This is a genomic window from Laceyella sacchari, from assembly GCF_024927925.1.
In the GTDB taxonomy this organism is placed as follows: domain Bacteria; phylum Bacillota; class Bacilli; order Thermoactinomycetales; family Thermoactinomycetaceae; genus Laceyella; species Laceyella sacchari.
The window spans coordinates 264,463-288,727 of sequence record NZ_CP103866.1; the positions used below are offsets into that span (position 1 = coordinate 264,463).

General features: G+C 49.8%; 20 protein-coding genes, 22 tRNA genes and 2 rRNA genes. 42 read left to right on the forward strand and 2 right to left on the reverse strand.

Annotation, left to right across the window (positions count from 1 at the left end):
* Positions 1–86 precede the first annotated feature (86 nt).
* The 9 genes from NYR52_RS01355 (at position 87) to salA (ending at position 6,898) form a co-directional block, all read left to right on the forward strand.
* Positions 87–935 (forward strand): energy-coupling factor transporter ATPase, encoded by an 849-nt coding sequence (locus NYR52_RS01355; protein WP_132223244.1) that lies wholly within the window; start codon positions 87–89, stop codon positions 933–935.
* Positions 911–1,774, forward strand: coding sequence for an energy-coupling factor transporter ATPase (locus NYR52_RS01360; protein WP_132223247.1), 864 nt, complete (start codon positions 911–913; stop codon positions 1,772–1,774). Before NYR52_RS01355 ends, NYR52_RS01360 begins: the two co-directional genes overlap by 25 nt.
* Complete coding sequence (locus tag NYR52_RS01365; RefSeq protein WP_132223250.1) at positions 1,771–2,565, forward strand: energy-coupling factor transporter transmembrane component T family protein; 795 nt, start codon at positions 1,771–1,773, stop codon at positions 2,563–2,565. Before NYR52_RS01360 ends, NYR52_RS01365 begins: the two co-directional genes overlap by 4 nt.
* Before the next feature lie 17 nt (positions 2,566–2,582).
* Entirely contained in the window at positions 2,583–3,335 is a 753-nt protein-coding gene (gene truA / locus NYR52_RS01370; protein ID WP_259436148.1) for a tRNA pseudouridine(38-40) synthase TruA, read from the forward strand.
* A gap of 204 nt (positions 3,336–3,539) precedes the next feature.
* Positions 3,540–3,977, forward strand: a complete 438-nt coding sequence (gene rplM / locus NYR52_RS01375) for a 50S ribosomal protein L13 (protein ID WP_022738904.1) — start codon at positions 3,540–3,542, stop codon at positions 3,975–3,977.
* A gap of 18 nt (positions 3,978–3,995) precedes the next feature.
* Entirely contained in the window at positions 3,996–4,388 is a 393-nt protein-coding gene (gene rpsI, locus NYR52_RS01380) for a 30S ribosomal protein S9 (RefSeq protein WP_022738906.1), read from the forward strand.
* 109 nt (positions 4,389–4,497) lie between these two features.
* Positions 4,498–4,929, forward strand: a complete 432-nt coding sequence (locus NYR52_RS01385) for a hypothetical protein (protein ID WP_132223253.1) — start codon at positions 4,498–4,500, stop codon at positions 4,927–4,929.
* 70 nt (positions 4,930–4,999) lie between these two features.
* Positions 5,000–5,749, forward strand: a complete 750-nt coding sequence (cwlD, locus tag NYR52_RS01390; RefSeq protein ID WP_259436149.1) for an N-acetylmuramoyl-L-alanine amidase CwlD — start codon at positions 5,000–5,002, stop codon at positions 5,747–5,749.
* Positions 5,750–5,797: 48 nt separating this feature from the next.
* Positions 5,798–6,898, forward strand: a complete 1,101-nt coding sequence (salA, locus tag NYR52_RS01395) for an iron-sulfur carrier protein/transcriptional regulator SalA (RefSeq protein WP_132223259.1) — start codon at positions 5,798–5,800, stop codon at positions 6,896–6,898.
* Between the two features lie 38 nt (positions 6,899–6,936).
* Here salA and gerD read toward each other — a convergent pair whose 3' ends face one another.
* Complete coding sequence (gene gerD / locus NYR52_RS01400) at positions 6,937–7,566, reverse strand: spore germination lipoprotein GerD (RefSeq protein WP_132223262.1); 630 nt, start codon at positions 7,564–7,566, stop codon at positions 6,937–6,939.
* Positions 7,567–7,714: 148 nt separating this feature from the next.
* On the opposite strand from gerD, the gene NYR52_RS01405 reads away from it, so the two are divergent.
* Positions 7,715–8,314 carry a KinB-signaling pathway activation protein gene (locus NYR52_RS01405; protein ID WP_022738912.1) on the forward strand — a complete coding sequence of 200 codons (600 nt, stop codon included), beginning with the start codon at positions 7,715–7,717 and terminating at the stop codon, positions 8,312–8,314.
* Between the two features lie 72 nt (positions 8,315–8,386).
* On the opposite strand, the gene pdaB is transcribed toward NYR52_RS01405, so the two are convergent.
* Entirely contained in the window at positions 8,387–9,151 is a 765-nt protein-coding gene (pdaB, locus tag NYR52_RS01410; RefSeq protein WP_132223268.1) for a polysaccharide deacetylase family sporulation protein PdaB, read from the reverse strand.
* A 93-nt stretch (positions 9,152–9,244) separates the two neighbouring features.
* Between pdaB and NYR52_RS01415 the strand changes: the two genes are divergently transcribed.
* From NYR52_RS01415 to glmM, 32 genes are all read left to right on the forward strand, one after another.
* Positions 9,245–9,859 carry a stage II sporulation protein M gene (locus NYR52_RS01415; RefSeq protein ID WP_158283398.1) on the forward strand — a complete coding sequence of 205 codons (615 nt, stop codon included), beginning with the start codon at positions 9,245–9,247 and terminating at the stop codon, positions 9,857–9,859.
* A gap of 14 nt (positions 9,860–9,873) precedes the next feature.
* The gene (locus NYR52_RS01420; protein WP_259436150.1) at positions 9,874–10,302 is read left to right on the forward strand and encodes an OsmC family protein; all 429 of its coding nucleotides are present in this window, start codon (positions 9,874–9,876) and stop codon (positions 10,300–10,302) included.
* A 216-nt stretch (positions 10,303–10,518) separates the two neighbouring features.
* Positions 10,519–12,022 (forward strand): 16S ribosomal RNA (locus NYR52_RS01425).
* Between the two features lie 374 nt (positions 12,023–12,396).
* A complete protein-coding gene (locus NYR52_RS01430; protein WP_259436151.1) occupies positions 12,397–13,071 on the forward strand; it encodes a uracil-DNA glycosylase in 675 nt (224 codons plus the stop codon).
* Positions 13,072–13,195: 124 nt separating this feature from the next.
* Entirely contained in the window at positions 13,196–13,378 is a 183-nt protein-coding gene (locus NYR52_RS01435) for a hypothetical protein (protein ID WP_259436152.1), read from the forward strand.
* Positions 13,379–13,463: 85 nt separating this feature from the next.
* A 23S ribosomal RNA gene (locus NYR52_RS01440) occupies positions 13,464–16,501 on the forward strand.
* Together the 16S and 23S rRNA genes with 22 tRNA genes alongside form the textbook arrangement of a ribosomal RNA operon.
* A gap of 148 nt (positions 16,502–16,649) precedes the next feature.
* Positions 16,650–16,724, forward strand: a tRNA-Asn gene (locus tag NYR52_RS01445).
* A gap of 4 nt (positions 16,725–16,728) precedes the next feature.
* A tRNA-Thr gene (locus tag NYR52_RS01450) sits at positions 16,729–16,804 on the forward strand.
* 5 nt (positions 16,805–16,809) lie between these two features.
* Positions 16,810–16,886: transfer RNA gene (locus NYR52_RS01455), tRNA-Glu, on the forward strand.
* A gap of 5 nt (positions 16,887–16,891) precedes the next feature.
* A tRNA-Val gene (locus NYR52_RS01460) sits at positions 16,892–16,967 on the forward strand.
* A gap of 7 nt (positions 16,968–16,974) precedes the next feature.
* Positions 16,975–17,059: transfer RNA gene (locus NYR52_RS01465), tRNA-Tyr, on the forward strand.
* Between the two features lie 13 nt (positions 17,060–17,072).
* Positions 17,073–17,147 (forward strand) — tRNA-Gln (locus NYR52_RS01470).
* 4 nt (positions 17,148–17,151) lie between these two features.
* Positions 17,152–17,224: transfer RNA gene (locus tag NYR52_RS01475), tRNA-Lys, on the forward strand.
* 10 nt (positions 17,225–17,234) lie between these two features.
* Positions 17,235–17,309: transfer RNA gene (locus NYR52_RS01480), tRNA-Gly, on the forward strand.
* 10 nt (positions 17,310–17,319) lie between these two features.
* Positions 17,320–17,396, forward strand: a tRNA-Glu gene (locus NYR52_RS01485).
* Positions 17,397–17,400: 4 nt separating this feature from the next.
* A tRNA-Val gene (locus tag NYR52_RS01490) sits at positions 17,401–17,476 on the forward strand.
* Positions 17,477–17,483: 7 nt separating this feature from the next.
* Positions 17,484–17,568: transfer RNA gene (locus tag NYR52_RS01495), tRNA-Tyr, on the forward strand.
* A gap of 12 nt (positions 17,569–17,580) precedes the next feature.
* Positions 17,581–17,655 (forward strand) — tRNA-Gln (locus tag NYR52_RS01500).
* A 4-nt stretch (positions 17,656–17,659) separates the two neighbouring features.
* Positions 17,660–17,732, forward strand: a tRNA-Lys gene (locus tag NYR52_RS01505).
* A 9-nt stretch (positions 17,733–17,741) separates the two neighbouring features.
* A tRNA-Gly gene (locus tag NYR52_RS01510) sits at positions 17,742–17,816 on the forward strand.
* A 4-nt stretch (positions 17,817–17,820) separates the two neighbouring features.
* Positions 17,821–17,894: transfer RNA gene (locus NYR52_RS01515), tRNA-Gly, on the forward strand.
* 5 nt (positions 17,895–17,899) lie between these two features.
* Positions 17,900–17,974 (forward strand) — tRNA-Asn (locus tag NYR52_RS01520).
* Positions 17,975–17,978: 4 nt separating this feature from the next.
* Positions 17,979–18,054: transfer RNA gene (locus tag NYR52_RS01525), tRNA-Thr, on the forward strand.
* A gap of 5 nt (positions 18,055–18,059) precedes the next feature.
* Positions 18,060–18,136 (forward strand) — tRNA-Glu (locus NYR52_RS01530).
* Positions 18,137–18,141: 5 nt separating this feature from the next.
* Positions 18,142–18,217, forward strand: a tRNA-Val gene (locus NYR52_RS01535).
* Between the two features lie 17 nt (positions 18,218–18,234).
* Positions 18,235–18,311: transfer RNA gene (locus NYR52_RS01540), tRNA-Asp, on the forward strand.
* Positions 18,312–18,318: 7 nt separating this feature from the next.
* Positions 18,319–18,391 (forward strand) — tRNA-Lys (locus NYR52_RS01545).
* Between the two features lie 10 nt (positions 18,392–18,401).
* Positions 18,402–18,476 (forward strand) — tRNA-Gly (locus NYR52_RS01550).
* 683 nt (positions 18,477–19,159) lie between these two features.
* A complete protein-coding gene (gene rocF / locus NYR52_RS01555) occupies positions 19,160–20,062 on the forward strand; it encodes an arginase (protein WP_259436153.1) in 903 nt (300 codons plus the stop codon).
* A 473-nt stretch (positions 20,063–20,535) separates the two neighbouring features.
* The gene (cdaA, locus tag NYR52_RS01560; RefSeq protein ID WP_022738691.1) at positions 20,536–21,354 is read left to right on the forward strand and encodes a diadenylate cyclase CdaA; all 819 of its coding nucleotides are present in this window, start codon (positions 20,536–20,538) and stop codon (positions 21,352–21,354) included.
* A complete protein-coding gene (locus tag NYR52_RS01565) occupies positions 21,347–22,546 on the forward strand; it encodes a CdaR family protein (RefSeq protein WP_259436154.1) in 1,200 nt (399 codons plus the stop codon). The genes cdaA and NYR52_RS01565 overlap by 8 nt, the downstream gene beginning before the upstream one ends.
* Before the next feature lie 31 nt (positions 22,547–22,577).
* Complete coding sequence (gene glmM, locus NYR52_RS01570) at positions 22,578–23,921, forward strand: phosphoglucosamine mutase (RefSeq protein ID WP_259436155.1); 1,344 nt, start codon at positions 22,578–22,580, stop codon at positions 23,919–23,921.
* The last annotated feature ends 344 nt before the right edge of the window (positions 23,922–24,265 follow it).

The window sequence follows — 24,265 nt, forward strand, 5'->3', positions numbered from 1 at the left end:
CATGCGTTGATAGTTTGAATTAGAAAGGGTGAGGGCAGGATCCGGCCGGTCCTGACGTTTACCCTTTTTTCTTTTAAGGAGCTAACATGGAACCGATCTTGCACGTTTCCAATCTCCGGTTTCACTATCAGCCTGATGCATTATCCAAGGAAAGATGGGCACTGAAAGATATCCAGCTCACCGTCGGGGCAGGTGAGTATGTTAGTATCATTGGCCCCAATGGTTCAGGAAAATCAACATTGGCACGCATAATCGCTGGGCTGTATCTCCCTACTGAAGGAGATGTGCACGTTTGTGGACGAGCGACATCAAATGAACATGAGTTGTGGCAAATTCGACGTCGGGTTGGAATGGTATTTCAAAATCCAGATAATCAAATTGTCGCGCCTACTGTTCAGGATGATGTCGCTTTTGGTTTAGAGAATATGGGGTTGCCGCGCGATGAGATGAAAGCAAGGGTGGCACAGGCGTTGCAATGGGTAGGTCTGGCTGGGATGGAAGAGCGGGAGCCACACCATCTCTCAGGTGGGCAGAAGCAACGTTTGGCCATTGCAGGGGTGGTGGCGATGCAACCGGATATCATCCTGTTTGATGAGGCAACGTCGATGCTGGACCCGCAAGGTAGATCGGAAGTGTGCCAACTGATCAAGTCGATCCATGAACAGGGGACGACGGTGATCCACATTACCCATTCGGCGCAAGAAGCGTTCATGGCTGAGCGGTTGATCGTTATGGCCGAAGGACAAATCAAGTTGGACACTCCTGTCTCTGAACTATATCCACAAGCGATGAAGTTGAAAGAGTGGGATCTGGATGTTCCACTTGAAGTGGAATTGCATCACCGCCTGGTGAAAGCGGGCTGGCCGGTACGCGCTTCCATCACCAGTAAAGAGGATCTGGTGAGCGAACTATGGAGATTGTTATCGAAGACTTGAACGTCATATACCATCCTGGAACCCCGTTTGCTAAACAAGCGTTGACGGATATCAATTTGCGCGTTGCAAGCGGTTCATTTGTCGCGTTGCTCGGGGCGACGGGTTCGGGCAAATCAACGTTGATTCAGACAGTAGCCGGCTTGATTAAGCCGACGTCGGGGCAATTAAGGATTGGAAACCAAGTGATAACGCCCAAGAGCAAACAGTTGTCGGAACTCAGACGGTTGGTTGGGGTGGCTTTTCAATATCCTGAACACCAATTGTTTGAAGAAACCGTGGAGAAAGACATCGCTTTTGGTCCGCGTCAGCAAGGACTGACAGAAGAACAGGTCGCCGAGAGGGTGGAGGAAGCCATGTGTTGGGTGGGGTTGCCTCCTTCATTGAAAGATCGTTCCCCATTGGCTCTGAGCGGTGGACAGATGCGGCGAGTGGCTATTGCCGGTATTCTGGCTATGCGACCGCAGGTGCTGATCCTTGATGAGCCGACAGCTGGACTTGATCCTCGCGGTCAACGGGAGATGATGGACATGGTGGGGCGTTTGCACCGTGAACAGGGATTAACTGTATTGTTGGTCACCCATCAAATGGAAGAGGCAGCCCGATACGCGGAACAGCTGGTGATCTTGTCAGAAGGGCGAATAGCGCTTACGGGCACTCCGAGAGAAGTGTTTGGGAATGAGCAGGCACTGTCTCGGCTTAAGCTGGATGTGCCAGAGATCACCAAGTTCATCATGGCATTGAACCGCAATCTCGATCCTCCCCTTCCACTGACATTGTTCTCCGTCGAAGAGTTGGAACGTGAGCTGGAGTTGCGATGGAAGCGGGGGGATGACAGGTGACACCGGTCGTAATTGGGCAATATGTCCCGGTTGATTCGTTCTTGCATCGATTGGACCCTAGAGGCAAGCTCGTATTTGTGTTTGCCTTCATGTTCCTCGTTTTATTTGCGGAGAGGTGGCCTTCGTACCTGTTGCTCACCCTGTTTGTCCTGCTCGCTGTCAAAGGGGCACGCATTCCGCTTGCGCTTTTTTTGCGGGCAGTCAAGCCGGTATTATTTTTGATCATCCTGACTTCACTACTGCACTTGTTCACAACAAAAGGCGGTGGAGTCTTGCTTCAGACTCCGTTGTTTTCGGTGCATGAGGCAGGGGTGGAGCAAGCGGTACTCATGTCGTTGCGTTTGTTTGTTTTGATGGCCACGGCTACTTTGCTCACTTGTACCACTTCCCCGATGGAGATCACCAATGCAATCGAACAACTATTGCGGCCGTTGACGAAGGTGCGTGTTCCCGTGCATGAGTTGGCGATGATGATGTCCATTGCGCTTCGCTTTATTCCTACCTTATGGGGAGAAACGGAAAAAATCAAAAAGGCGCAAATGGCGCGCGGGGTTGATTTTGAGGCGGGTTCATTGTTCAGGCGAATCATGAACCATATTCCCATCTTGATCCCGCTGTTAATCTCGTCCTTCCGGCGCGCCGAAGATTTGGCCATGGCGATGGAAGCCCGTGGTTACCGTGGGGGCGAAGGACGGACCCGTTGGCGGGAGTTGACGTTTGCTCGGCGGGATTTATGGTTGATTCCGACGGCGGCGACGCTGTGGTTGGTGTTGTGGTACTTGGAGAAGTAGGGGGCCGAAATAAGAAGATGAAAAAGATCAAACTGCATATTTCCTATGACGGCACTGACTTTTCCGGGTTTCAGCGCCAACCGGGACAACGCACGATCCAAGCGGAGCTGGAAAACGCGTTGACCGCTTTGATGCGGGAAAAGATAGAGATTCACGGTTCGGGAAGAACAGATGCGGGTGTTCATGCCCAAGGGCAGATTTGCCACTTTGTGACATCCAGTCCGATTCCTGCTGAAAAGATCGCGTATATCTTGCGCAACATGTTGCCGCGGGATATTGTCGCGGTGTCGAGCGAAGAAGTTCCGTCCGACTTTCACGCGCGCAAGAGTGCCCACTGGAAGACGTATCGCTATCAAATAGATACACGGCGTGCACCGGATGTGTTTTCTCGACGTTATCGCACTCATCTTCCTCATGCAGTTGATTTTCAGGCGATGCGGGAAGCTGCCGGTTACTTGGTGGGCACTCATGATTTCACATCGCTGTGCTCAGCTAAAACGCAGGTGGACGACAGGGTGCGCACGATCTATCAGTGTAAGGTCATCGAAGAAGCACATGGGTATGCGATCGAAGTGACAGGTAGCGGGTTTTTGTACAACATGGTGCGGATATTGACCGGCACATTGGTCGAAGTGGGGAGAAAGCAAATCGACCCCAAAGCAATCCCGGCGATCTTGGCCGCCCGCGACCGCACGAAGGCTGGCCCCACTTTTCCGCCCGAGGGGCTCGTGCTGATGGAAGTGGGCTACACTCCATGGAACAATATGTAAACAGGGCATTTGCCCTTGCGATTTCTTGACATTTTCCCGCATTTAAGGTAAGATTACGCTTGGTATTTTCCACTCCATGCCCCGGTGGAGTTGTTCGGCGCAAATCTTGTCAGTGCTACAAAAAATGCTTCTAAATTGCTTCTAAATGCTTCTAAATCTGTTAAAAGTAAACGGTCAATCCGTTGCGATAGAGGAGGGAATACGATGCGTACCACATTTATGGCTAAGCCAAATCAAGTGGAACGGAAATGGTATGTGGTAGATGCTGCGGGCAAAACCTTGGGTCGCCTCGCAACTGAAGTAGCTACCTTGCTTCGCGGAAAGCATAAACCTGAATTTACTCCCCATGTGGACACTGGCGATTTTGTGATCGTGATTAACGCAGATCAAGTTGAATTGACCGGTAAAAAATGGGCTCAAAAAACTTACTATCGTCACTCTGGTCATCCAGGTGGTCTGAAAGCCACTGTAGCCAGTGACATGCGCGCCAAACATCCGGAGCGCCTGATCGAATTTGCAGTGAAAGGCATGCTGCCAAAAGGCTCTTTGGGTCGTCAGCAATTCAAAAAACTAAAAGTATACGCTGGTTCCGAACATCCTCATCAGGCTCAACAGCCGGTTGAGTGGGAACTGCGCGGTTAATAAAAGGAGGTAACCGATTTGGCACAAGTTCAATTCTATGGAACCGGTCGCCGTAAGGAATCGGTCGCTCGTGTTCGCCTCGTTGCTGGGGATGGCCGCGTTGTGATCAATGGTCGTAACATTGATGACTATTTTGGTCTGGAAACCTTAAAAGCGATCGTACGTCAACCATTAGTACTGACCAACACCACGGATCGTTATGATGTATTGGTGAACGTATCCGGTGGTGGATTCACAGGACAAGCGGGCGCTATCCGCCACGGTATCGCGCGTGCGCTTCTGAAAGTGGACCCAGAACTTCGTCCATCCTTGAAAAAAGCCGGCTTCTTGACCCGTGACCCACGGATGAAAGAACGGAAAAAATACGGTCTCAAAGCTGCTCGTCGCGCTCCTCAGTTCTCCAAGCGCTAATCGGGCATCCGCTTCTTGCACAAACCCCTGGATTGTTGTCCAGGGGTTTTTTCTGTCCTTCTTTTGTCAACAATAAATGAGATGGTTGCAAAAGAAGGAGCGATTTGGCTTGGTGGGGGAAATCATTCATATTGATAGTTTGCGGATTAAAAAAGAAGCGGCTTTGCGCCAAGATGCATTAGATGCGTTTCCGTGGGACGAAATGGAGTGGGTGAAAGCCAATCTGATCGAACCGATGGTGAAATATTGGCCGGCCTCGAGAAAATGGCTCCTGCTCGAATTATGTTACCGTCTGGCCTATGAAGCGTTTGTTTGTGGCATGAAAGAAGCCAAATGGAGACGGCCATCACGAATGTTTCAAGAGGCGCCGGATGTGTTTGCGCCGCGCCATCAAGCCCATTGCCAACAGCTGATGGAACAGCTGACCAAAGAGTTTCATGTATTCCAGTGGCTGGATGAATGGAGTGCAGAATCGGTGTTTATGCTGTTGGCCGAGCTGTCTAAAAATTGGTTTATGAAAGGGTATGCACATAAGCGTTGATAATCATATCAAATGGTCTCGTCCCATACATTAGCTAGTAGGCGATGTGAAGTGAAGTGAGGCGAGACGCATGAAAATGGCAATGGATTGGTGGATGCGCCACCAAAAAAAAGGTTGGATGATTCTGCTCTGCACGGCGGCGCTTGTCAGTGCCATCGGCATGTTCTCAGTAATGAAGGTAGGATCAGTTAGTACCATGGCTATGCCCCTGAGTGGCAAGGTGATTATGATTGACGCAGGTCATGGGGGAGTTGATGGAGGGGCCAGCGGAAACGGATTGGTAGAGAAACATATCACTTTAAATATTGCTTTATATTTGCGGGATTATCTGAATGAAGCGGGCGCATATGTGCTGATGACGCGCGAAGCTGACCAAGACTTAGCCGAACCGGAAACGAAGTCGCTCAGTCGGCGTAAAGTGGAGGATTTGCTAAAGCGCATTCATTTGTTGAAGGAGAAGCGGGCTGATGCACTTGTGAGCATCCATCTTAACGCTATGCCATCTCCCAAGTGGTCAGGTGCCCAAACTTTTTACAATCCGATTCGCGAAGAGAATAAGCGGTTGGCCACGCTGATTCAAGCGGAATTGATCAAGCAATTGGGGAATACCAACCGCCTGGCCAAACAAAAAAGCGATGTCTACATCCTGAAAGAGGCATATGTCCCCACCGCACTGGTTGAAGTCGGTTTTTTGACCAATCCAGGCGAGGCTAAACTGCTCGCGGATGAGAATTACCAAAAGAAATTGGCTGCCGCCATCTATTTGGGTCTATTGCAATATTACACCGGCAAGGAGACACCTCCGATAACCGATCGCTAATGTGCTATAATGGAAAAGAAATCGCTTTCGATCGAGGTGTCTTGTGACATGATAACGAGAGAACAAGTATTGGACGCTTTAAAAGAAGTAAAAGATCCGGAGATAAATAGAAGCTTGGTTGAGCTGAACATGGTTCGCAATATTGAAATCAAGGGGACGCGCGTGGCACTGGATTTGATTTTAACCATTCAGGGGTGCCCCCTTAAATTTAAGATTCAGGAGGATGTCGAAACGGCGCTGAAGGCCTTGGGAGCCACAGAAGTGGATGTACGCATTGGTGCGATGACTGATGAAGAAAGAAGAGCGCTGTCAGAATCATTGCGCCGCCCAAGTGGTTCCTCTGCGGCGGGTGCAAACACTGAACCGCCCCTGTTGTCCAAGGCTTCAAAAACGGAATTTATCGCCATTGCCAGTGGCAAAGGCGGTGTCGGCAAATCGACTGTGACAGTGAATTTGGCTGTCGCTTTGGCGAGGGAAGGTAAGAAAGTAGGAATCATCGATGCAGACATCTATGGCTTTAGTGTGCCGGACATGATGGGGATTGAACAACGCCCTGTGGTGATCGACCAAACCATTTTGCCTGTGGAACGGTTTGGCGTGAAAGTGATGTCGATGGGGTTCTTTGTGGAAGACAATGCTCCTGTCGTGTGGCGGGGACCTATGTTGGGTAAGATGTTGCGCAATTTCTTTAGTGAAGTCCATTGGGGAGAGTTAGATTATTTGTTGCTGGATTTGCCTCCTGGAACAGGGGATGTCGCCTTGGATGTTCATCAATTGATACCGCAAAGCAAAGAAATCTTGGTGACCACTCCGCATGCAACGGCAGCGTTTGTGGCCGCCCGGGCTGGTGCGATGGCCCTTCACGCCACCAAACACGAGCTGTTGGGGGTAGTGGAAAACATGGCGTGGTATCAGAACAAATACGGAGAGCGCGAGTATGTATTTGGCCGTGGCGGGGGAGAGAAGCTGGCCAAAGAATTGAACATAGACCTACTGGCGCAGATTCCATTGGGTGCCCCTGACAACGAGGATGTGGATGATCCGAATTTTGCTCCTTCAGTATACGATGCCAACCATTTTATCGGTAAGATCTACACCACATTGGCGCGCAAAGTGATCGAAAAAGCGCCTGTGCCAAGCCAATCCTAAAAAAAAGGCTACCGGGCTTATGCCTGGTAGCCTTTTGCTTATGATCCTCCGCCGCCTTCCCCGCCACCGTCTCCGCCACCATCTCCTCCACTGGCTTCTCCACCGCCTTGGTCTTGTTTTTCGCCCTCTTTTTGCTTCAATGCTTCTTTCACTTTTTTGGCTAACTTTTCTTGAATGCTTGGCACTGATACAAGTTCTTCCATGAGCTTTTGCACTTCTTGGCGGGCTTGCTGGCTTTTGAGCAACTGAATCAGGTGTTGGGAAAACTGCGGGTCTTTTAAGAGATCGAGCATCATCTTTTGGTACTCTGGATCTTTCATCATTGTTTTAAGCATGGTTTTCTGTTGCTCTTCAGTCGCTTTATATAGGTTAGCAGCCACTGTTTCTTTTTGCAGGATTTTTTCCCACTCTTTTTTGGTCTGCTGATCTGTAAACGACTTGGCCAAAATCGTTTCCAATTCTTTGGAATCGATGGTGACTTTTTGTTTGAACGATGGATCGGTCATGACATCTTCCAGCATCTTTTTTCCTTCAGAGGTGTGCAATACGTCCAGTGTGATCTCTTTAATCTTTTGGTAATCAGGCTCTTGGGGTTGGGATTGGCTGTTATTGCATGAAATGAGGAAAAGACCGGCGATGATTGGGATTATCCATTTTAAGCGCTGCATAAGCGTGTCCTGCCTCCGTTTCCAAGGGAACTATTTTTAATATGGAATGGGTGGATGGGTTTTATGCAGAGAAAGAAAGGCGTCCACTTTCGCAGGTAAAATGATTTTGATACAATCGAGAAGAGGAAATGGAACAGGAGAGACGACCATGACACTAAAAAAACTGTTTTATTGGTTCTGGTCCACACTCGCGCTTGGCAGCGTGACGGCGTTGGTCCTTGCTTTTGTCCTGGAGATATTGGTGGGGCAGAAGATGTTTGGCGACATCACACAGCAATTGCTGTTAAGTTTGACCCTGGCGGCGGTTGCTGAGTTGGGGTTCTTTGCATACCTGGTTTTCAATTTCTTGGCCAAGGGGCTCATTCGCAATAAACTGGGTTATGATGTGACAATGTTGGTTCTCACAGTGATCGTTTTAGGTAATCTGGTATATCTGAATGCGGTCAAATTCAGTGGAGAGAGCTTTTGGTTGCACTTATTGATTCCATTCATCATTCTCCTGACAGCATTGATCGTAGCGAAGTTGAAAGAGAAATCGACCAATGTGTCAGCTTATATTCCGACTCTTTTCTTTATGGTCGTGGCTACGATTCTTGAGGCGATTCCATCGATTAATTCCAAAGCGGGTGAAATCCCGTTATTGATCATTTTTCACAGTGTGGTGGTGTTGCTGGTTTGCAACGCATGGCAAATCCTGCAATTGCACCGTTGGATCAAACCGCCGGCGAAAGCCAGCCAAACCAAATAAGCAAAAGACGACAAACCAGTTCCCTCGATTGGCGGGAAACTGGTTTGTCGCCATCATGCGATGGAAATCTTATCAATCAACGGCTTTCATTTTTACTTCCGAACCGGCGATCAGCTCGGAGACAGTGACAAATTCATATCCTTGTTTGCGCAAGGAGTCGATGATGACAGGGAGGGCTTCATGAGTTTGCCGGCAAGAATCGCTGGCGTGCATGAGAATGATGTCACCCGGATGGACACGTTTGAGAACGCGGTTGATGATTTTCTCTTTTCCAGGATTCATCCAGTCGAGCGAATCGGTGTCCCATTGGATGGACTTATATCCCATTTGATCGGCGATGCGTAACACCCGTTTGTCGAAATCGCCATTGGGATAGCGGATCAGCTTCGGCTTTTTTCCTGTAACTTCGGTCAAGATTCGGTCCGCTTTGCTAATTTGCGTGCGAATTTGTTCTTCGCTGTACTGGCTGTAATTGTCATGGCGATGTCCGTGGCTTCCTATCTCAAAACCCATGTCCACAATGCGTTTGACCAAATCAGGATGGCTCTCAGCCCAAGGAGATGACAGGAAGAATGTTGCCTTTTTTAATCCTTTTTGCTCCAACACATCCAAGATCGGACCGGTGCGCTCTTCTCCCCAACTGATGTCGAACGTGAGGGCCACTTGTTTTTTATTCGTCTCTACACTGTAGATGGCACTTGGCCCAGGGTCAATAGGGAAGAACACTTGGATATTCTTATTTTCAGCGTAGAAAATGCCCATAGCGAAAAACAAAGCTAAGATGATGAAAAACGTACTTTTCAATCGTTTTGCAGATAAAACCAAGAACATATTCATCTATGACCCTCCTACTGGCAACCTCTTATTATCAATCTATGCCGATGGACGAGGGTTATGATTGAATGTCTTAAAGCAAAAGGAGTGAAAGATATGCGGATGTGGTTGGCGGCAATCAGGGAAGAGAGCAGGTATCTCGGCATTGCGGCGGTGGTATTCATCACCAGCGCCATAGCCGGGTTTGCCAATGGAGAGGCCATTCTTGAGAGCATGAAGCAGATGGGGATCATAGATCAATTGGAGCAAGTGATGGGATCAATCAGCAAAGAGCCTACGTTTGCCAATGCCTTCATCATCATTTTTCTTAATAACCTGCTCGCTTCACTAAAAATGATTGTGTTTGGGCTTTTGCTGGGGATCATTCCTTTTATGGCCATGTTGACGAATGGGATGGTTCTCGGTGTAGTATTAGATGCGGTGGCCAAGTCCAGCGGGCAGCATCCCTTGGCCATCTTTGTCGGGAAAGTCCTACCGCATGGCGTGCTTGAATTACCCGCTATCATTTTGGCGGCAGCGATCGGCATCCGGTTGGGCATGGCGGGCTGGCGCCGTTTTCTAGCGCTGTTGGTACCCGATCGGCGTGAAGGTTCTATTCAAGAGTGGAAAGGTATCCGGGCCAGATTGCCCCGATTGATTTTGATTATCACCCTGCTGTTGGCGGTGGCTGCTGTGATTGAATCAGGCCTCATTGTGTCAGTCAAGCAATAAAAGGAGGTATGACAATGAATATTAAAATTGAGTGGCAAGGCAACATGCACTTTAAAACGGAAACACCCTCGGGCCATGTCATTTCCTTGGATGCCTCGCAAGAAGTGGGCGGAGAAAACTTAGGCCCTCGGCCGACCGAGGTGCTTCTGTCCGCGGTGGGAACGTGTTCCGGGATTGATATTGTGGACATTTTGCGCAAAATGCGCTTACATGTGGAGTCTTTCGCGATGGAAGTGAATGGAGAGCGGGCAGAGGAGCATCCGCGCCGCTTTACGCATGTGCACATGCATTATCGTCTGACGGGCGATCTGCCGGAAGACAAAGTGCGTCGTGCGGTGAAGCTATCTGTGGAGAAGTATTGCTCCGTGTCCAATTCCCTTAACGCAAAAGTGACGGCTAGCTTTGAGATTAATGGCCAACGATTCAAAATGGACGAAGTGTAAGCAGGGTAAGGGCGGTTCCGGAAGAATGGAATCGCTCTTTTTTGGATAATAAGTGTTGACATGATATAATCCCTGTGATAATATCTTATTTGTCGCCGCGGACGAGCGGTGCAAAATGAAACAAAGTGTTCCTTGAAAACTAAAGAGTGACAACGTGACCTGTCAATTCATTGAGCATAGACTCAAACCTCAGTTTCACACGTTGGTGTGAAACCTTTAACGGAGAGTTTGATCCTGGCTCAGGATGAACGCTGGCGGCATGCCTAATACATGCAAGTCGTGCGGGGGTCTTCGGACCCTAGCGGCGAACGGGTGAGTAACACGTGGGCAACCTGCCCGTAAGACTGGGATAACTCCGGGAAACCGGTGCTAATACCAGATAATCTCTTTCTCCGCATGGAGAAAGAGTAAAAGGCTTCGGCCACTTACGGATGGGCCCGCGGCGCATTAGCTAGTTGGTGGGGTAACGGCTCACCAAGGCGACGATGCGTAGCCGACCTGAGAGGGTGATCGGCCACACTGGGACTGAGACACGGCCCAGACTCCTACGGGAGGCAGCAGTAGGGAATTTTCCGCAATGGGCGAAAGCCTGACGGAGCAATGCCGCGTGAGTGATGACGGCCTTCGGGTTGTAAAACTCTGTTCTGAAGGAAGAAGTTCTGACGGTACTTCAGGAGAAAGCCCCGGCTAACTACGTGCCAGCAGCCGCGGTAATACGTAGGGGGCGAGCGTTATCCGGAATTATTGGGCGTAAAGCGCGCGCAGGCGGTCATTTAAGTCAGGTGTGAAAGGCTGCGGCTCAACCGCAGAGCGGCACCTGAAACTGGATGACTTGAGTGCAGGAGAGGAGAGCGGAATTCCCGGTGTAGCGGTGGAATGCGTAGAGATCGGGAGGAACACCAGTGGCGAAGGCGGCTCTCTGGCCTGTTTCTGACGCTGAGGCGCGAAAGCGTGGGGAGCAAACAGGATTAGATACCCTGGTAGTCCACGCCGTAAACGATGAGTGCTAGGTGTCGGGGGGTCCTACCCTCGGTGCCGAAGGTAACCCATTAAGCACTCCGCCTGGGGAGTACGGCCGCAAGGCTGAAACTCAAAGGAATTGACGGGGGCCCGCACAAGCGGTGGAGCATGTGGTTTAATTCGAAGCAACGCGAAGAACCTTACCAGGGCTTGACATCCCGCTGACCGCTCCAGAGATGGAGCTTCCCTTCGGGGCAGCGGTGACAGGTGGTGCATGGTTGTCGTCAGCTCGTGTCGTGAGATGTTGGGTTCAGTCCCGCAACGAGCGCAACCCTTATCGCTAGTTGCCAGCATTCAGTTGGGCACTCTAGCGAGACAGCCGGTGAAAGCCGGAGGAAGGTGGGGATGACGTCAAATCATCATGCCCCTTATGTCCTGGGCTACACACGTGCTACAATGGCCGGTACAATGGGTCGCCAACCCGCGAGGGGGAGCTAATCCCACAAAACCGGTCTCAGTTCGGATCGCAGGCTGCAACTCGCCTGCGTGAAGCCGGAATCGCTAGTAATCGCGGATCAGCATGCCGCGGTGAATACGTTCCCGGGCCTTGTACACACCGCCCGTCACACCACGAGAGTTTGCAACACCCGAAGTCGGTGAGGTAACCTTTTGGAACCAGCCGCCGAAGGTGGGGCAGATGATTGGGGTGAAGTCGTAACAAGGTATCCCTACCGGAAGGTGGGGATGGATCACCTCCTTTCTAAGGAGCTCTTTCTAGAGCATTATCGATCATTTTCTTGGGTCACGTGACACTCACTCTTTAGTTTTCAGGGAATACGATTAGCCCCGGCCATAGGCCGGGGCTTTTTGATTTGCATGGAGCCGATGACAAGACGGGAGCATACTGATCGTCATCGGTGAAGCTGTTTATGAGGTAGGTGCGAAGATGTCTGAACGAGTGCAAATACCGCTAGAAGCCAAAATATTAAGTGATCGGTGACTGGTAGGATTAACAGAGAGTAGCATAGGGGAAAATGTGTTTGTCAAACGCTTGTTCCTTTACATACCTTCTCCATCTGTGTGACAATGGATAAGTGATAGCAACATTAGATCAGACGGAGAGGATCGGTTGACATGTTTACGCTTACCAATGATTGGGCCACCATTTTGCAACCGGAGTTTGAGAAACCGTACTATAAAGAATTGATTTCCTTTTTGGAAAAAGAATATGAGCAAGAAACCATTTATCCTCCTCGAGAAGATGTTTTTTCAGCATTGAATCTGACATCATACCAAGACACCAGTGTTGTGATATTGGGACAAGACCCTTACCATGGGGCGGGACAGGCACACGGGCTGAGCTTTTCTGTCAAGCCGGGAGTGAAACAACCCCCCTCTCTTAAGAACATTTTCAAAGAGCTGCATGATGATCTGGGGTGCGAGATCCCTAACCATGGTTATTTGGTGAAGTGGGCGGAGCAGGGTGTTCTGATGTTGAATACGGTGTTGACGGTAAGGGAAAGCAAACCCAATTCCCATAAGGGTAAGGGATGGGAGAACTTTACCGATCAGGTGATCAAGGCGTTAAACGAACGAGAACAACCGGTTGTGTTCTTGTTGTGGGGGCGGCATGCGCAAGAGAAAAAGAACTTAATCACAAATGAGCGCCACCACATCATCGAGTCGGCTCATCCCAGCCCGTTTGCAGCAAGAAAAGGTTTTTTTGGTACAAAACCTTTTTCAAAGGCAAATCAGCTTTTAAAAGAAATGGGCAGAAAAGAAATCGATTGGCAAATTCCTGCGCTCTAATGGAGAGAGGCTTGCAAATTCGATGTGAATTTGCAAGCCTTTGATTGTGTTGGGGGTATGCCTGCGCATAGGGAGATTTTTTCTTAGAATGACAGAGTAAGTGAAGGAAGGTATAGAGAACTGTTTGGCAAAACCATGGAAACACCTTTGCGGTTCTGGATGTTTTGATGTGGTTAATGAAAAAACAAAAAAAGGGGTTGCATTTATTATTGAACCATGTTATATTACTACTTGTCGCCGCGATGTGGCGGTGATCACAAAGAAACGCACCTTGAAAATTAGATATGGAATAAAGCAACGAGGTTAAGAAGGAGATCCTTCTTAGATCGTCGATGTTGCAAATCACCGAGGAGATACCGAGCGGCATAGTGATATGCCGGATAAACCTGGTAGGTTAAGCTACTAAGGGCACACGGTGGATGCCTTGGCGCTAGGAGCCGATGAAGGACGGGACGAACTCCGATAAGCTTCGGGGAGCTGTAAGTAAGCTTTGATCCGGAGATTTCCGAATGGGGCAACCCACCAGCTTGAAGAGCTGGTACCGCCACCTGAATCCATAGGGTGGTCGGGGGCAGACCAGGGGAACTGAAACATCTAAGTACCCTGAGGAAGAGAAAGCAAATGCGATTCCCTGAGTAGCGGCGAGCGAAACGGGAACAGCCCAAACCGATGGCACAAGGCCATCGGGGTTGTAGGACGTCTCACACGGAGTCACAAAGGGAGCGAATAGGTGAACTGGTCCTGGAAAGGCCGGCAATATAAGGTAACAGCCCTGTAACCGAAATTCGTTCCCCTCCGAGACGAATCCTGAGTACCGCGGGACACGTGAAACCCCGTGGGAAGCTGGGAGGACCACCTCCCAAGGCTAAATACTCCCTAGCGACCGATAGTGAACCAGTACCGTGAGGGAAAGGTGAAAAGCACCCCGGGAGGGGAGTGAAAGAGAACCTGAAACCGTGTGCTTACAACCAGTCGGAGTCCCCTTGAGGGATGACGGCGTGCCTTTTGTAGAATGAACCGGCGAGTAACGGTTGCGTGCAAGGTTAAGGTGAAAAGCTGGAGCCGCAGCGAAAGCGAGTCTGAACAGGGCGCTTCAGTACGTAGTCGTTGACCCGAAACCGGGTGATCTACCCATGTCCAGGATGAAGTTCCGGTAACACGGAATGGAGGTCCGAACCTGTTGGTGTTGAAAAACCATAGGATGAGGTGTGGGTAGGGGTGAAATGCCAATCGAACCCGGAGATAGCTGGTTCTCCCCGAAATAGCTTTAGGGCTAGCCTCGGATCAAGAGTCATGGAGGTAGAGCACTGATTGGGCTAGGGGCCCCCACAGGGTTACCGAACTCAGTTAAACTCCGAATGCCATCGACTCATGTCCGGGAGTCAGACTGCGAGTGCTAAGATCCGTAGTCAAGAGGGAAACAGCCCAGACCACCAGCTAAGGTCCCCAAGTAATCGTTAAGTGGCAAAGGATGTGGAGTTGCCCAGACAACCAGGATGTTGGCTTAGAAGCAGCCACCATTCAAAGAGTGCGTAATAGCTCACTGGTCAAGTGACTCTGCGCCGAAAATGTAACGGGGCTAAACGATTCACCGAAGCTGTGGATGCCGCCACATTCACTCTGTCTTTCATGATCGTCGGCGAAGGACATTTGCCGAAAACATCTTTTCGGCTAAATGCCATAGCGAAACGATGTGTGGAAGCTGGAGTGAATGCGGTGGCATGGTAGGGGAGCGTTCCAAGCAGCAGCGAAGCTGCTTCGTGAGAAGTGGTGGAGCGCTTGGAAGTGAGAATGCCGGTATGAGTAGCGAAAAGAGGGGTGAGAATCCCCTCCACCGTAAGCCTAAGGTTTCCTGAGGAAGGTTCGTCCGCTCAGGGTTAGTCGGGACCTAAGCTGAGGCCGAAAGGCGTAGGCGATGGACAACAGGTTGATATTCCTGTACCACCTATTTTCGTTTGTACGATGGGGGGACGCAGGAGGGTAGGGAATCGCGCGACTGGAAGTGCGCGTCCAAGCAGTGAGGCCGAAAGGATAGGCAAATCCGTCCTTTCTACAGGCTGGGCTGTGACGGCGAGGGAAATCATCAGTACCGAAGTTCCTGATCTCACACTGCCAAGAAAAGCCTCTAGGAGAAAATAGGTGCCCGTACCGCAAACCGACACAGGTAGGCGAGGAGAGAATCCTAAGGTGCTCGGGAAAACTCTCGTTAAGGAACTCGGCAAAATGACCCCGTAACTTCGGGAGAAGGGGTGCCCCGGTAGGGTGAAAGCCCGAGGGGGCCGCAGTGAAGAGGTCCAGGCGACTGTTTAGCAAAAACACAGGTCTCTGCTAAGCCGCAAGGCGATGTATAGGGGCTGACGCCTGCCCGGTGCTGGAAGGTTAAGGGGAAGGGTTAGCGCAAGCGAAGCTCTGAACCGAAGCCCCAGTAAACGGCGGCCGTAACTATAACGGTCCTAAGGTAGCGAAATTCCTTGTCGGGTAAGTTCCGACCCGCACGAAAGGCGTAACGATCTGGACGCTGTCTCAACGAGAGACCCGGTGAAATTGTACTGCCAGTGAAGATGCTGGCTACCCGCGACAAGACGGAAAGACCCCGTGGAGCTTTACTGTAGCCTGATATTGAATCTAGGTACGACTTGTACAGGATAGGTGGGAGTCTGAGAAGCCGGAGCGCCAGCTTCGGTGGAGACGCCGGTGGGATACCACTCTGGTCGTATCGGGGTTCTAACTCGCCGCCGTCACCCGGCGGGAGGACCGTGTCAGGTGGGCAGTTTGACTGGGGCGGTCGCCTCCTAAAAAGTAACGGAGGCGCTCTAAGGTTCCCTCAGCGCGGTCGGAAATCGCGCTCCAGAGTGCAAAGGCAGAAGGGAGCTTGACTGCGAGACCTACAAGTCGAGCAGGGACGAAAGTCGGACTTAGTGATCCGGTGGTTCCGAGTGGAAGGGCCATCGCTCAACGGATAAAAGCTACCCCGGGGATAACAGGCTTATCTCCCCCAAGAGTCCACATCGACGGGGAGGTTTGGCACCTCGATGTCGGCTCATCGCATCCTGGGGCTGTAGTAGGTCCCAAGGGTTGGGCTGTTCGCCCATTAAAGCGGTACGCGAGCTGGGTTCAGAACGTCGTGAGACAGTTCGGTCCCTATCTGTCGTGGGCGTAGGAAATTTGAGAGGAGCTGTCCTTAGTACGAGAGGACCGGGATGGACGCACCTCTGGTGTACCAGTTGTTCCGCCAGGAGCACCGCTGGGTAGCCAAGTGCGGACGGGATAAGCGCTGAAAGCATCTAAGCGCGAAGCCCCCCTCAAGATGAGATTTCCCATTCCCCTGTGGAAGTAAGACCCCTTGTAGATGACGAGGTTGATCGGTCCGGGGTGTAAGCGCAGCAATGCGTTTAGCTGACGGATACGAATCGGTCGAGGGCTTATCCTACTTCATCTCTTCATCTTGCAACACGCTTTATTCCAATCTAATTTTCAGGGTGTGAATCATTTGATTCAAACCTAAAAAATAAGGCTTGACTACTGCTTAGAATGAGTTTATAATATCTCTTGTCTCTTGAAAGAGTTTTGTTTGATATTCCTCAGTAGCTCAATGGCAGAGCAACCGGCTGTTAACCGGTAGGTTGTAGGTTCGAGTCCTACCTGAGGAGCCAACATGCTTCCTTAGCTCAGTTGGCAGAGCGCTTCCATGGTAAGGAAGAGGTCACCAGTTCGAGCCTGGTAGGAAGCTCCAGACATGGCCCGTTGGTGAAGCGGTTTAACACACTAGCCTTTCACGCTAGCATGCAGGGGTTCGAATCCCCTACGGGTCACCATATGTGGACGCTTAGCTCAGCTGGGAGAGCATCTGCCTTACAAGCAGAGGGTCGGCGGTTCGATCCCGTCAGCGTCCACCATCACAACGGAGGGATACCAAAGTGGCCAAATGGGGCGGACTGTAAATCCGCTGGCTTTGCCTTCGTAGGTTCGAATCCTACTCCCTCCACCATCATATCACACGCTGGGGAATAGCCAAGCGGTAAGGCAACGGACTTTGACTCCGTGATGCGTAGGTTCGATCCCTACTTCCCCAGCCAACATGAGCCATTAGCTCAGTTGGTAGAGCACCTGACTTTTAATCAGGGTGTCGAAGGTTCGAGTCCTTCATGGCTCACTTGTTATATGCGGAAGTGGCTCAGGGGTAGAGCATCGCCTTGCCAAGGCGAGGGTCGCGGGTTCGAATCCCGTCTTCCGCTCCAATCAAAAATTGGCCCGTTGGTGAAGCGGTTTAACACACTAGCCTTTCACGCTAGCATGCAGGGGTTCGAATCCCCTACGGGTCACCAATATGGACGCTTAGCTCAGCTGGGAGAGCATCTGCCTTACAAGCAGAGGGTCGGCGGTTCGATCCCGTCAGCGTCCACCATCACAACGGAGGGATACCAAAGTGGCCAAATGGGGCGGACTGTAAATCCGCTGGCTTTGCCTTCGTAGGTTCGAATCCTACTCCCTCCACCATCATTCACACGCTGGGGAATAGCCAAGCGGTAAGGCAACGGACTTTGACTCCGTGATGCGTAGGTTCGATCCCTACTTCCCCAGCCAACATGAGCCATTAGCTCAGTTGGTAGAGCACCTGACTTTTAATCAGGGTGTCGAAGGTTCGAGTCCTTCATGGCTCACTCTTACATGCGGAAGTGGCTCAGGGGTAGAGCATCGCCTTGCCAAGGCGAGGGTCGCGGGTTCGAATCCCGTCTTCCGCTCCAAGATGCGGGTGTAGTTCAGTGGTAGAACATCGGCCTTCCAAGCCGAATGCGAGGGTTCGATTCCCTTCACCCGCTCCAAATGTTCCTCAGTAGCTCAATGGCAGAGCAACCGGCTGTTAACCGGTAGGTTGTAGGTTCGAGTCCTACCTGAGGAGCCAACATGCTTCCTTAGCTCAGTCGGCAGAGCGCTTCCATGGTAAGGAAGAGGTCACCAGTTCGAGCCTGGTAGGAAGCTCCAGACATGGCCCGTTGGTGAAGCGGTTTAACACACTAGCCTTTCACGCTAGCATGCAGGGGTTCGAATCCCCTACGGGTCACCATATGTGGACGCTTAGCTCAGCTGGGAGAGCATCTGCCTTACAAGCAGAGGGTCGGCGGTTCGATCCCGTCAGCGTCCACCAAGAATGTTTTTCTTTGCGGAGCTGTGGTGTAGAGGCCTAACATGCCTGCCTGTCACGCAGGAGATCGCGGGTTCGAATCCCGTCAGCTCCGCCAGTTATTTGAGCCATTAGCTCAGTTGGTAGAGCACCTGACTTTTAATCAGGGTGTCGAAGGTTCGAGTCCTTCATGGCTCACTTGTTATATGCGGAAGTGGCTCAGGGGTAGAGCATCGCCTTGCCAAGGCGAGGGTCGCGGGTTCGAATCCCGTCTTCCGCTCCAAACTTTATTAAGAAAAACCTCCAGATAGCTGGAGGTTTTTTTATTTTTACGGCTTTTTTCCAAAGACACTTTTCTAATTGTAGAGGACAGCTTAATTTTCTTTGCAAGCTTCTATTTTTGCATACACGGTGGGGCATAATATGAGTGTGAATCAATGGTGAATGGCGACAGCAAGATGGCAAATGAGGTGTTTGGATGGTAAACAGAATATGGCTTGGGTTTGCCCTATCTTCAGATCTCATTGTGTTGTGGCGTTAGTTGGCAACTTGTCTGTTCATTCGATTTACTTGGAGATATCCTGTACCTTGGCTAAGATGTCAGTAGACTGAGGCATAATATTTTTTGGGTTATTTTTCATTGATATGGACCTTTTCAGGGTTTGCCAGAGTGGTATCGCGTCTAGATGTTGTACAATTAGTTGGTAAATGGTGGTTTAATATGCTATAAAAAGCAACTTAGCATAGACATTTAAAGTTTTATGTAAGATTGAAACATTTTTGAGAAACTAAGGACTGAGCCTTTTTACATAAGGTTGTAAATAGGGTGAAATTTCCTGATTGAATATACTATAAAATGAATAATTATTACAATATTGTTTGTTATAACTAAAATATTTTTGTTAGTAAACTATTCTCTGTGATACAATGGTATCACCTAGTCTGTATAGAAAAGGGGATATAGCAATGGAAAAAAAGCCGATATCAATTATTGGGATGCCAATGGACTTAGGACAGGGACGTCGTGGTGTGGACATGGGTCCGAGTGCCATCCGCTATGCTTCCGCGCAGTCCTTGTTGGAGGAATTGGGTTATGAAGTGGAAGATATCGGGGATATTTCTGTTCCCAGCCCTGAGTCAATTCAAATCGGAAACCCCAAATTAAAATATTTGACTGAAATTAAGGACGTATGTGAAAAGTTATCAGAGACGGTTTCTAGTGTTGTGGAAAGAAAGCGTTTTCCTTTGGTGTTTGGCGGTGACCACAGCATGGCGATCGGAACCATTGCAGGGGTGGCGAAACATTACAACAACATGGGTTTGATTTGGTTTGACGCCCATGGAGATTTGAATACCGGGAAAACGTCTCCTTCAGGAAATATCCATGGCATGTCCTTGGCAGTTAGCTTAGGGATTGGTGATCCCGATTTGGTGAACATCAGTGGATATGCGCCCAAAGTGCGGCCGGAGAACACCGTGATCATCGGTGCGCGGGAGCTGGACCCTGGCGAGAAGGAATTGATCGCTCAGTTGGGAATCAAAGTGTTTACGATGCATGAAATCGATCGGCTAGGCATGGGGCGGGTGATGGATGAAGCGATTGGTATCGTCTCTCATGATACGGATGGCGTTCATCTCAGCTTGGATTTGGATGGCTTGGATCCGAAAGATGCACCTGGTGTGGGCACCCCTGTACCTGGAGGCATCACATACCGTGAGAGCCATTTGGCGATGGAGATGCTGGCGGAAGCGGGGATTCTTACTTCAGCGGAGTTTGTTGAAGTAAACCCGATTCTGGATCGCGAAAACCAGACGGCGAAAGTAGCGGTGGCGCTGATGGGTTCGGTTTTCGGACAAAAAGTGCTATAAGTGGTTATTTGATACAGTCAAAACGCAACCTCATGGCAGGTTGTGTTTTTTTGTGGCTTTTGCGCAATGGATTTTTATGCGCTTAAAAAGTTCTTTTATTCTTATTATTCGTGTAATATCATGTTATTTTGGAATCATGTATGTAGGCCTAATTCATGTTGTCTCTAGGGGGTTTGTGATAAATAGGCCAGCGGCTCAAAACCTTTTTCTCATTCGCTTCACGCATGGCGAGGCGCTCCTCGGGGAAATGGTTTTCCGTGACCCCACCAACTTGCTTTGCCAGACACATCCTAGACAGAGTGAATGCTAAGGCGTTTACATGAGAGCTTGGTGGAAGAAACCATTGATTATGGAAATGGGCACCATTTTTATAGACATTCCTTTTTTCGGTCTTTTCCCCCATAATGAAAGAGGGTAAAAACAGCACTCGATGTAGCATAATACACAAGAGATGGACGTGATGGAGGGTTGGAATGCAGATAGAGGGTGTAACGAGTTATCTCAATGATATTGTAGATATATTAATTGTCAGTTATATCATTTACCACCTATTGATGTTGCTTAGGGGAACCAGAGCAGTTCAACTATTAAAAGGAATCAGTGTCCTATTATTAATCTGGTTGATGAGCAACCTGTTCCATTTGGCCACGTTGCAATGGCTGATTGAGAACCTGTTTTCTGTTGGGGTGATCGCAGTGATGATCATCTTTCAGCCGGAGTTGCGCCGTGCTTTGGAACAGTTGGGCCGGGGTGGCATTTTTGGCCGCACCAGCCAGATTGAAGATCAGATGGCAGCGATGGTGGTGGGTGAAGTCTCCCGTGCTGTTTCTTTTTTATCCAAGCGGAAAATTGGCGGGCTCATTGCCATTGAACGGCAGACCGGCTTAAGTGATTATATAGAAACCGGCACGGTAATCGAGGCAAAATTGAGTTCGGAACTGCTAAAAAATATCTTTTTTCCCAACACGCCCTTGCATGATGGAGCGGTGGTGATTCGTCATGATCGGCTTATGGCTGCGGGATGTTATTTGCCATTATCTGAAAATCCTTTCATCAGCAAAGAGCTTGGTACCCGCCACCGCGCAGGGATCGGTTTGAGCGAAATTTCTGATGCGGTGATGGTGATTGTCTCTGAGGAAACGGGGCAAATTTCATTGGCGCTAATGGGGCAATTGGAAAGGGACATCAGTGAAGAACAGCTAGTATCCCGTTTATATGAAGAACTGAAACCGCCTGAGAAAAGTCCGGTCTTTTGGTTGCGCAGGGAGAAGGAGGCAAAGCGGCATGAATAACTGGGTGCAAAATGATATGCTGTTGCGCGTGGTTTCAGTAGCCTTGGCTATCATGCTATGGGGGTCTGTTACCGATGCGACCTTCACCGCCCCTACAGATGGAGACCGCACGCAGATTCGGGATATTTCAGTTGCCGTGAAATATGACAAAAACCGTTATGAATTGGTAGAGCAGCCGCAAAAAGTAATGCTGACTTTGTATGGCAAAGATGCTCAGCTGGAGCGCTTCCCTAGTACATACCAAGTGTTTGTTGATGCGAGAAATGTGGGAGCAGGAACACATTCGTTGCCGGTGCAGGTGGAGGGGTTACCCAAGGGGATGACCAAACAGGTGGAGCCGAAAGAAATAAAAGTTCATCTGGAAGAAAAAGTACAAAAAGAGATGATAGTGCGGGCGGAGTTTGTTGGTGATGTGCCAGATGGGTTCAAAGTGAGCCAACCGATTATCAACCCTTCCAAAGTATTGGTTCGTGGATCGGAGTCTACTCTCGAACGAGTCACATCGGTAAAAGTCATGATTCATTTGAACAAACAGGAACAATCATTTGACAAACAGTTACAGGTTCAGGCTTACGGTGAATCAGGCGTGTTACGACAGGTGGATGTGAATCCCGAAACGGTTCATGTACAAGTGCCGATCAATATCCCCAATAAAGAAGTACCGCTGCAAGTGGGAGTGGAAAAGGGACCGCCGCCGGGTTATGCGGTGGAGGAAATTACCGCCAACGTGAACAAAGTGACAGTATATGGTCCGGAAGATTACCTGGAAGACTTGCAGGTTTATAGCGGGCCTAAGCTGGATTTGAGCAATGTGAAACGGGATCAGACGATTCTTGCACCCATTCCTGTTCAGGAGGGTGCCATAAAAGTGGAACCCAAACAGGTAGAAATCTATGTTAAAATGGTTCGTGCTGAGACTAAAACATTTAAAGAGATTCCCATAGAGCTGACCGGTCTCAGAGAAGGGGCCACAGCGGAAATCATCTCACCGGCGGGTGGTAAACTGAACGTCACCCTTTCCGGATCGCCTGCACAACTGGCAAAATTGAATCATACAGACATAAAAACGCTGGTCGATGTATCCAATTTACCTGTAGGGACTCATGAAGTGCCGATCCAATTCATATTGCCTTCATATGTCGAGGTGGTTGGGCAACCAGAACCAAAAGCAAAAATCAAAATTGCTGAATAAGGGTTTGGTTTGTTAACGAGGAGGAGAAAACATGGGTAAATATTTTGGAACCGATGGGGTTAGGGGAGTAGCCAATCAACAGTTGACTCCGGAATTGGCTTTCCGCCTGGGACGTTGTGGTGCCTATGTGTTGACAAAAGGAAAACAGCGTCCCAAGATCGTCATCGGTCGTGACACTCGCCTATCGGGCGAAATGCTGGAAGCATCCCTGATGGCTGGCATGCTGTCGATGGGTTGCGACGTCGTCCGTTTGGGAGTGGTGAGCACCCCGGGCGTGGCGTTTCTCACGCGTCATCTGGAGGCGGATGCTGGTGTGATGATTTCCGCTTCCCATAATCCGTTTGAAGATAACGGCATCAAATTTTTTGGTGCGGATGGTTATAAATTGCTGGATGAAGTCGAAGCCGAAATCGAGCAATTGTTGGACGCAAAAGAGGATGAGTTACCGCGTCCAGCAGGCGACCAAATCGGGCGTATTACGGATGACCGCGATGCGGTGAAGGCGTATTTGGAGCACTTAAAGTCGACCATCGACACGGATTTGTGTGGTATGCACATTGTGGTGGACTGTGCGAATGGCGCGGCTTATGAATTGGCGCCCCATCTTTTGCGTGATTTGGGAGCTGATGTGACGGCGATGAGTGTCCATCCGGACGGGACCAACATCAATGTGGACTGCGGTTCGACCCATCCAGAACGGTTGCGCCAAGAGGTATTGAACAAACAAGCGCATCTTGGCTTGGCGTTTGACGGTGATGCTGACCGCCTCATTGCTGTGGATGAAAAAGGCAACCTGATCGATGGGGACATGATTATGTCCATCTGCGCCGGGTATATGAAAGAAAAAGGCGAGTTGAACGGAAATACCGTTGTCACCACCGTCATGAGCAATATCGGCTTTTTTAAAGCCATGGATGAATTAGGTATTAAAACCGAGCGCACAATAGTGGGAGACCGTTATGTGATGGAGAAGATGCGAGAGGGCGGATACAACCTGGGTGGGGAACAATCCGGCCACATCATTTTCCTGGATCACAACACCACGGGTGACGGGATGTTGACAGCAGTCCAATTGTTGCGCGTGGTGAAGGATAAAGCCCAAACCCTCAGTGATTTGGCTCGTGTCATGAAGCAATATCCGCAAGTGTTGGTCAATGTGCGCGTGCATTCCAAAGAGGGTTGGGAGCAAAACGAAGCGATTCAACACAGCATTCGCGAAGTGGAAAAGCAACTGGGCAACGATGGCCGCGTATTGGTGCGTGCATCGGGAACGGAACCGCTGATCCGTGTGATGGCGGAAGGCCCAGATGAACAAATTGTGAAAAATCATGTAGAGAAAATAGCTGATGTCGTTAGGAATCAGCTGGGTTCGTAAGATAAATGTATGATTAGGCGGCATTTTGACGGAAATGCCGCCCTTTACATTTTGCTTCTTTTGGAATAACATGAATACATCCCTTTGTTTTTATGTTTAATGCATGAACATAGAAACAAGGGCCTTTGATTTTATGTTGTCAAGCGCCAGGACTGTGGCATGGACGTAGCGCCGCAGTTGACGAGGTGGAGGCATATCGAATTTTCGGCGGATACCTCCCGGCTTCGCATCAGAGCCGCGGAACCGAGGGACAAACCAATGGGGTGACTCATTGTACAAAACTCTCGGTATGATGCGTGAATGGACTTAGGGAACAATAAATAGAGAATCATTGCAACACCATC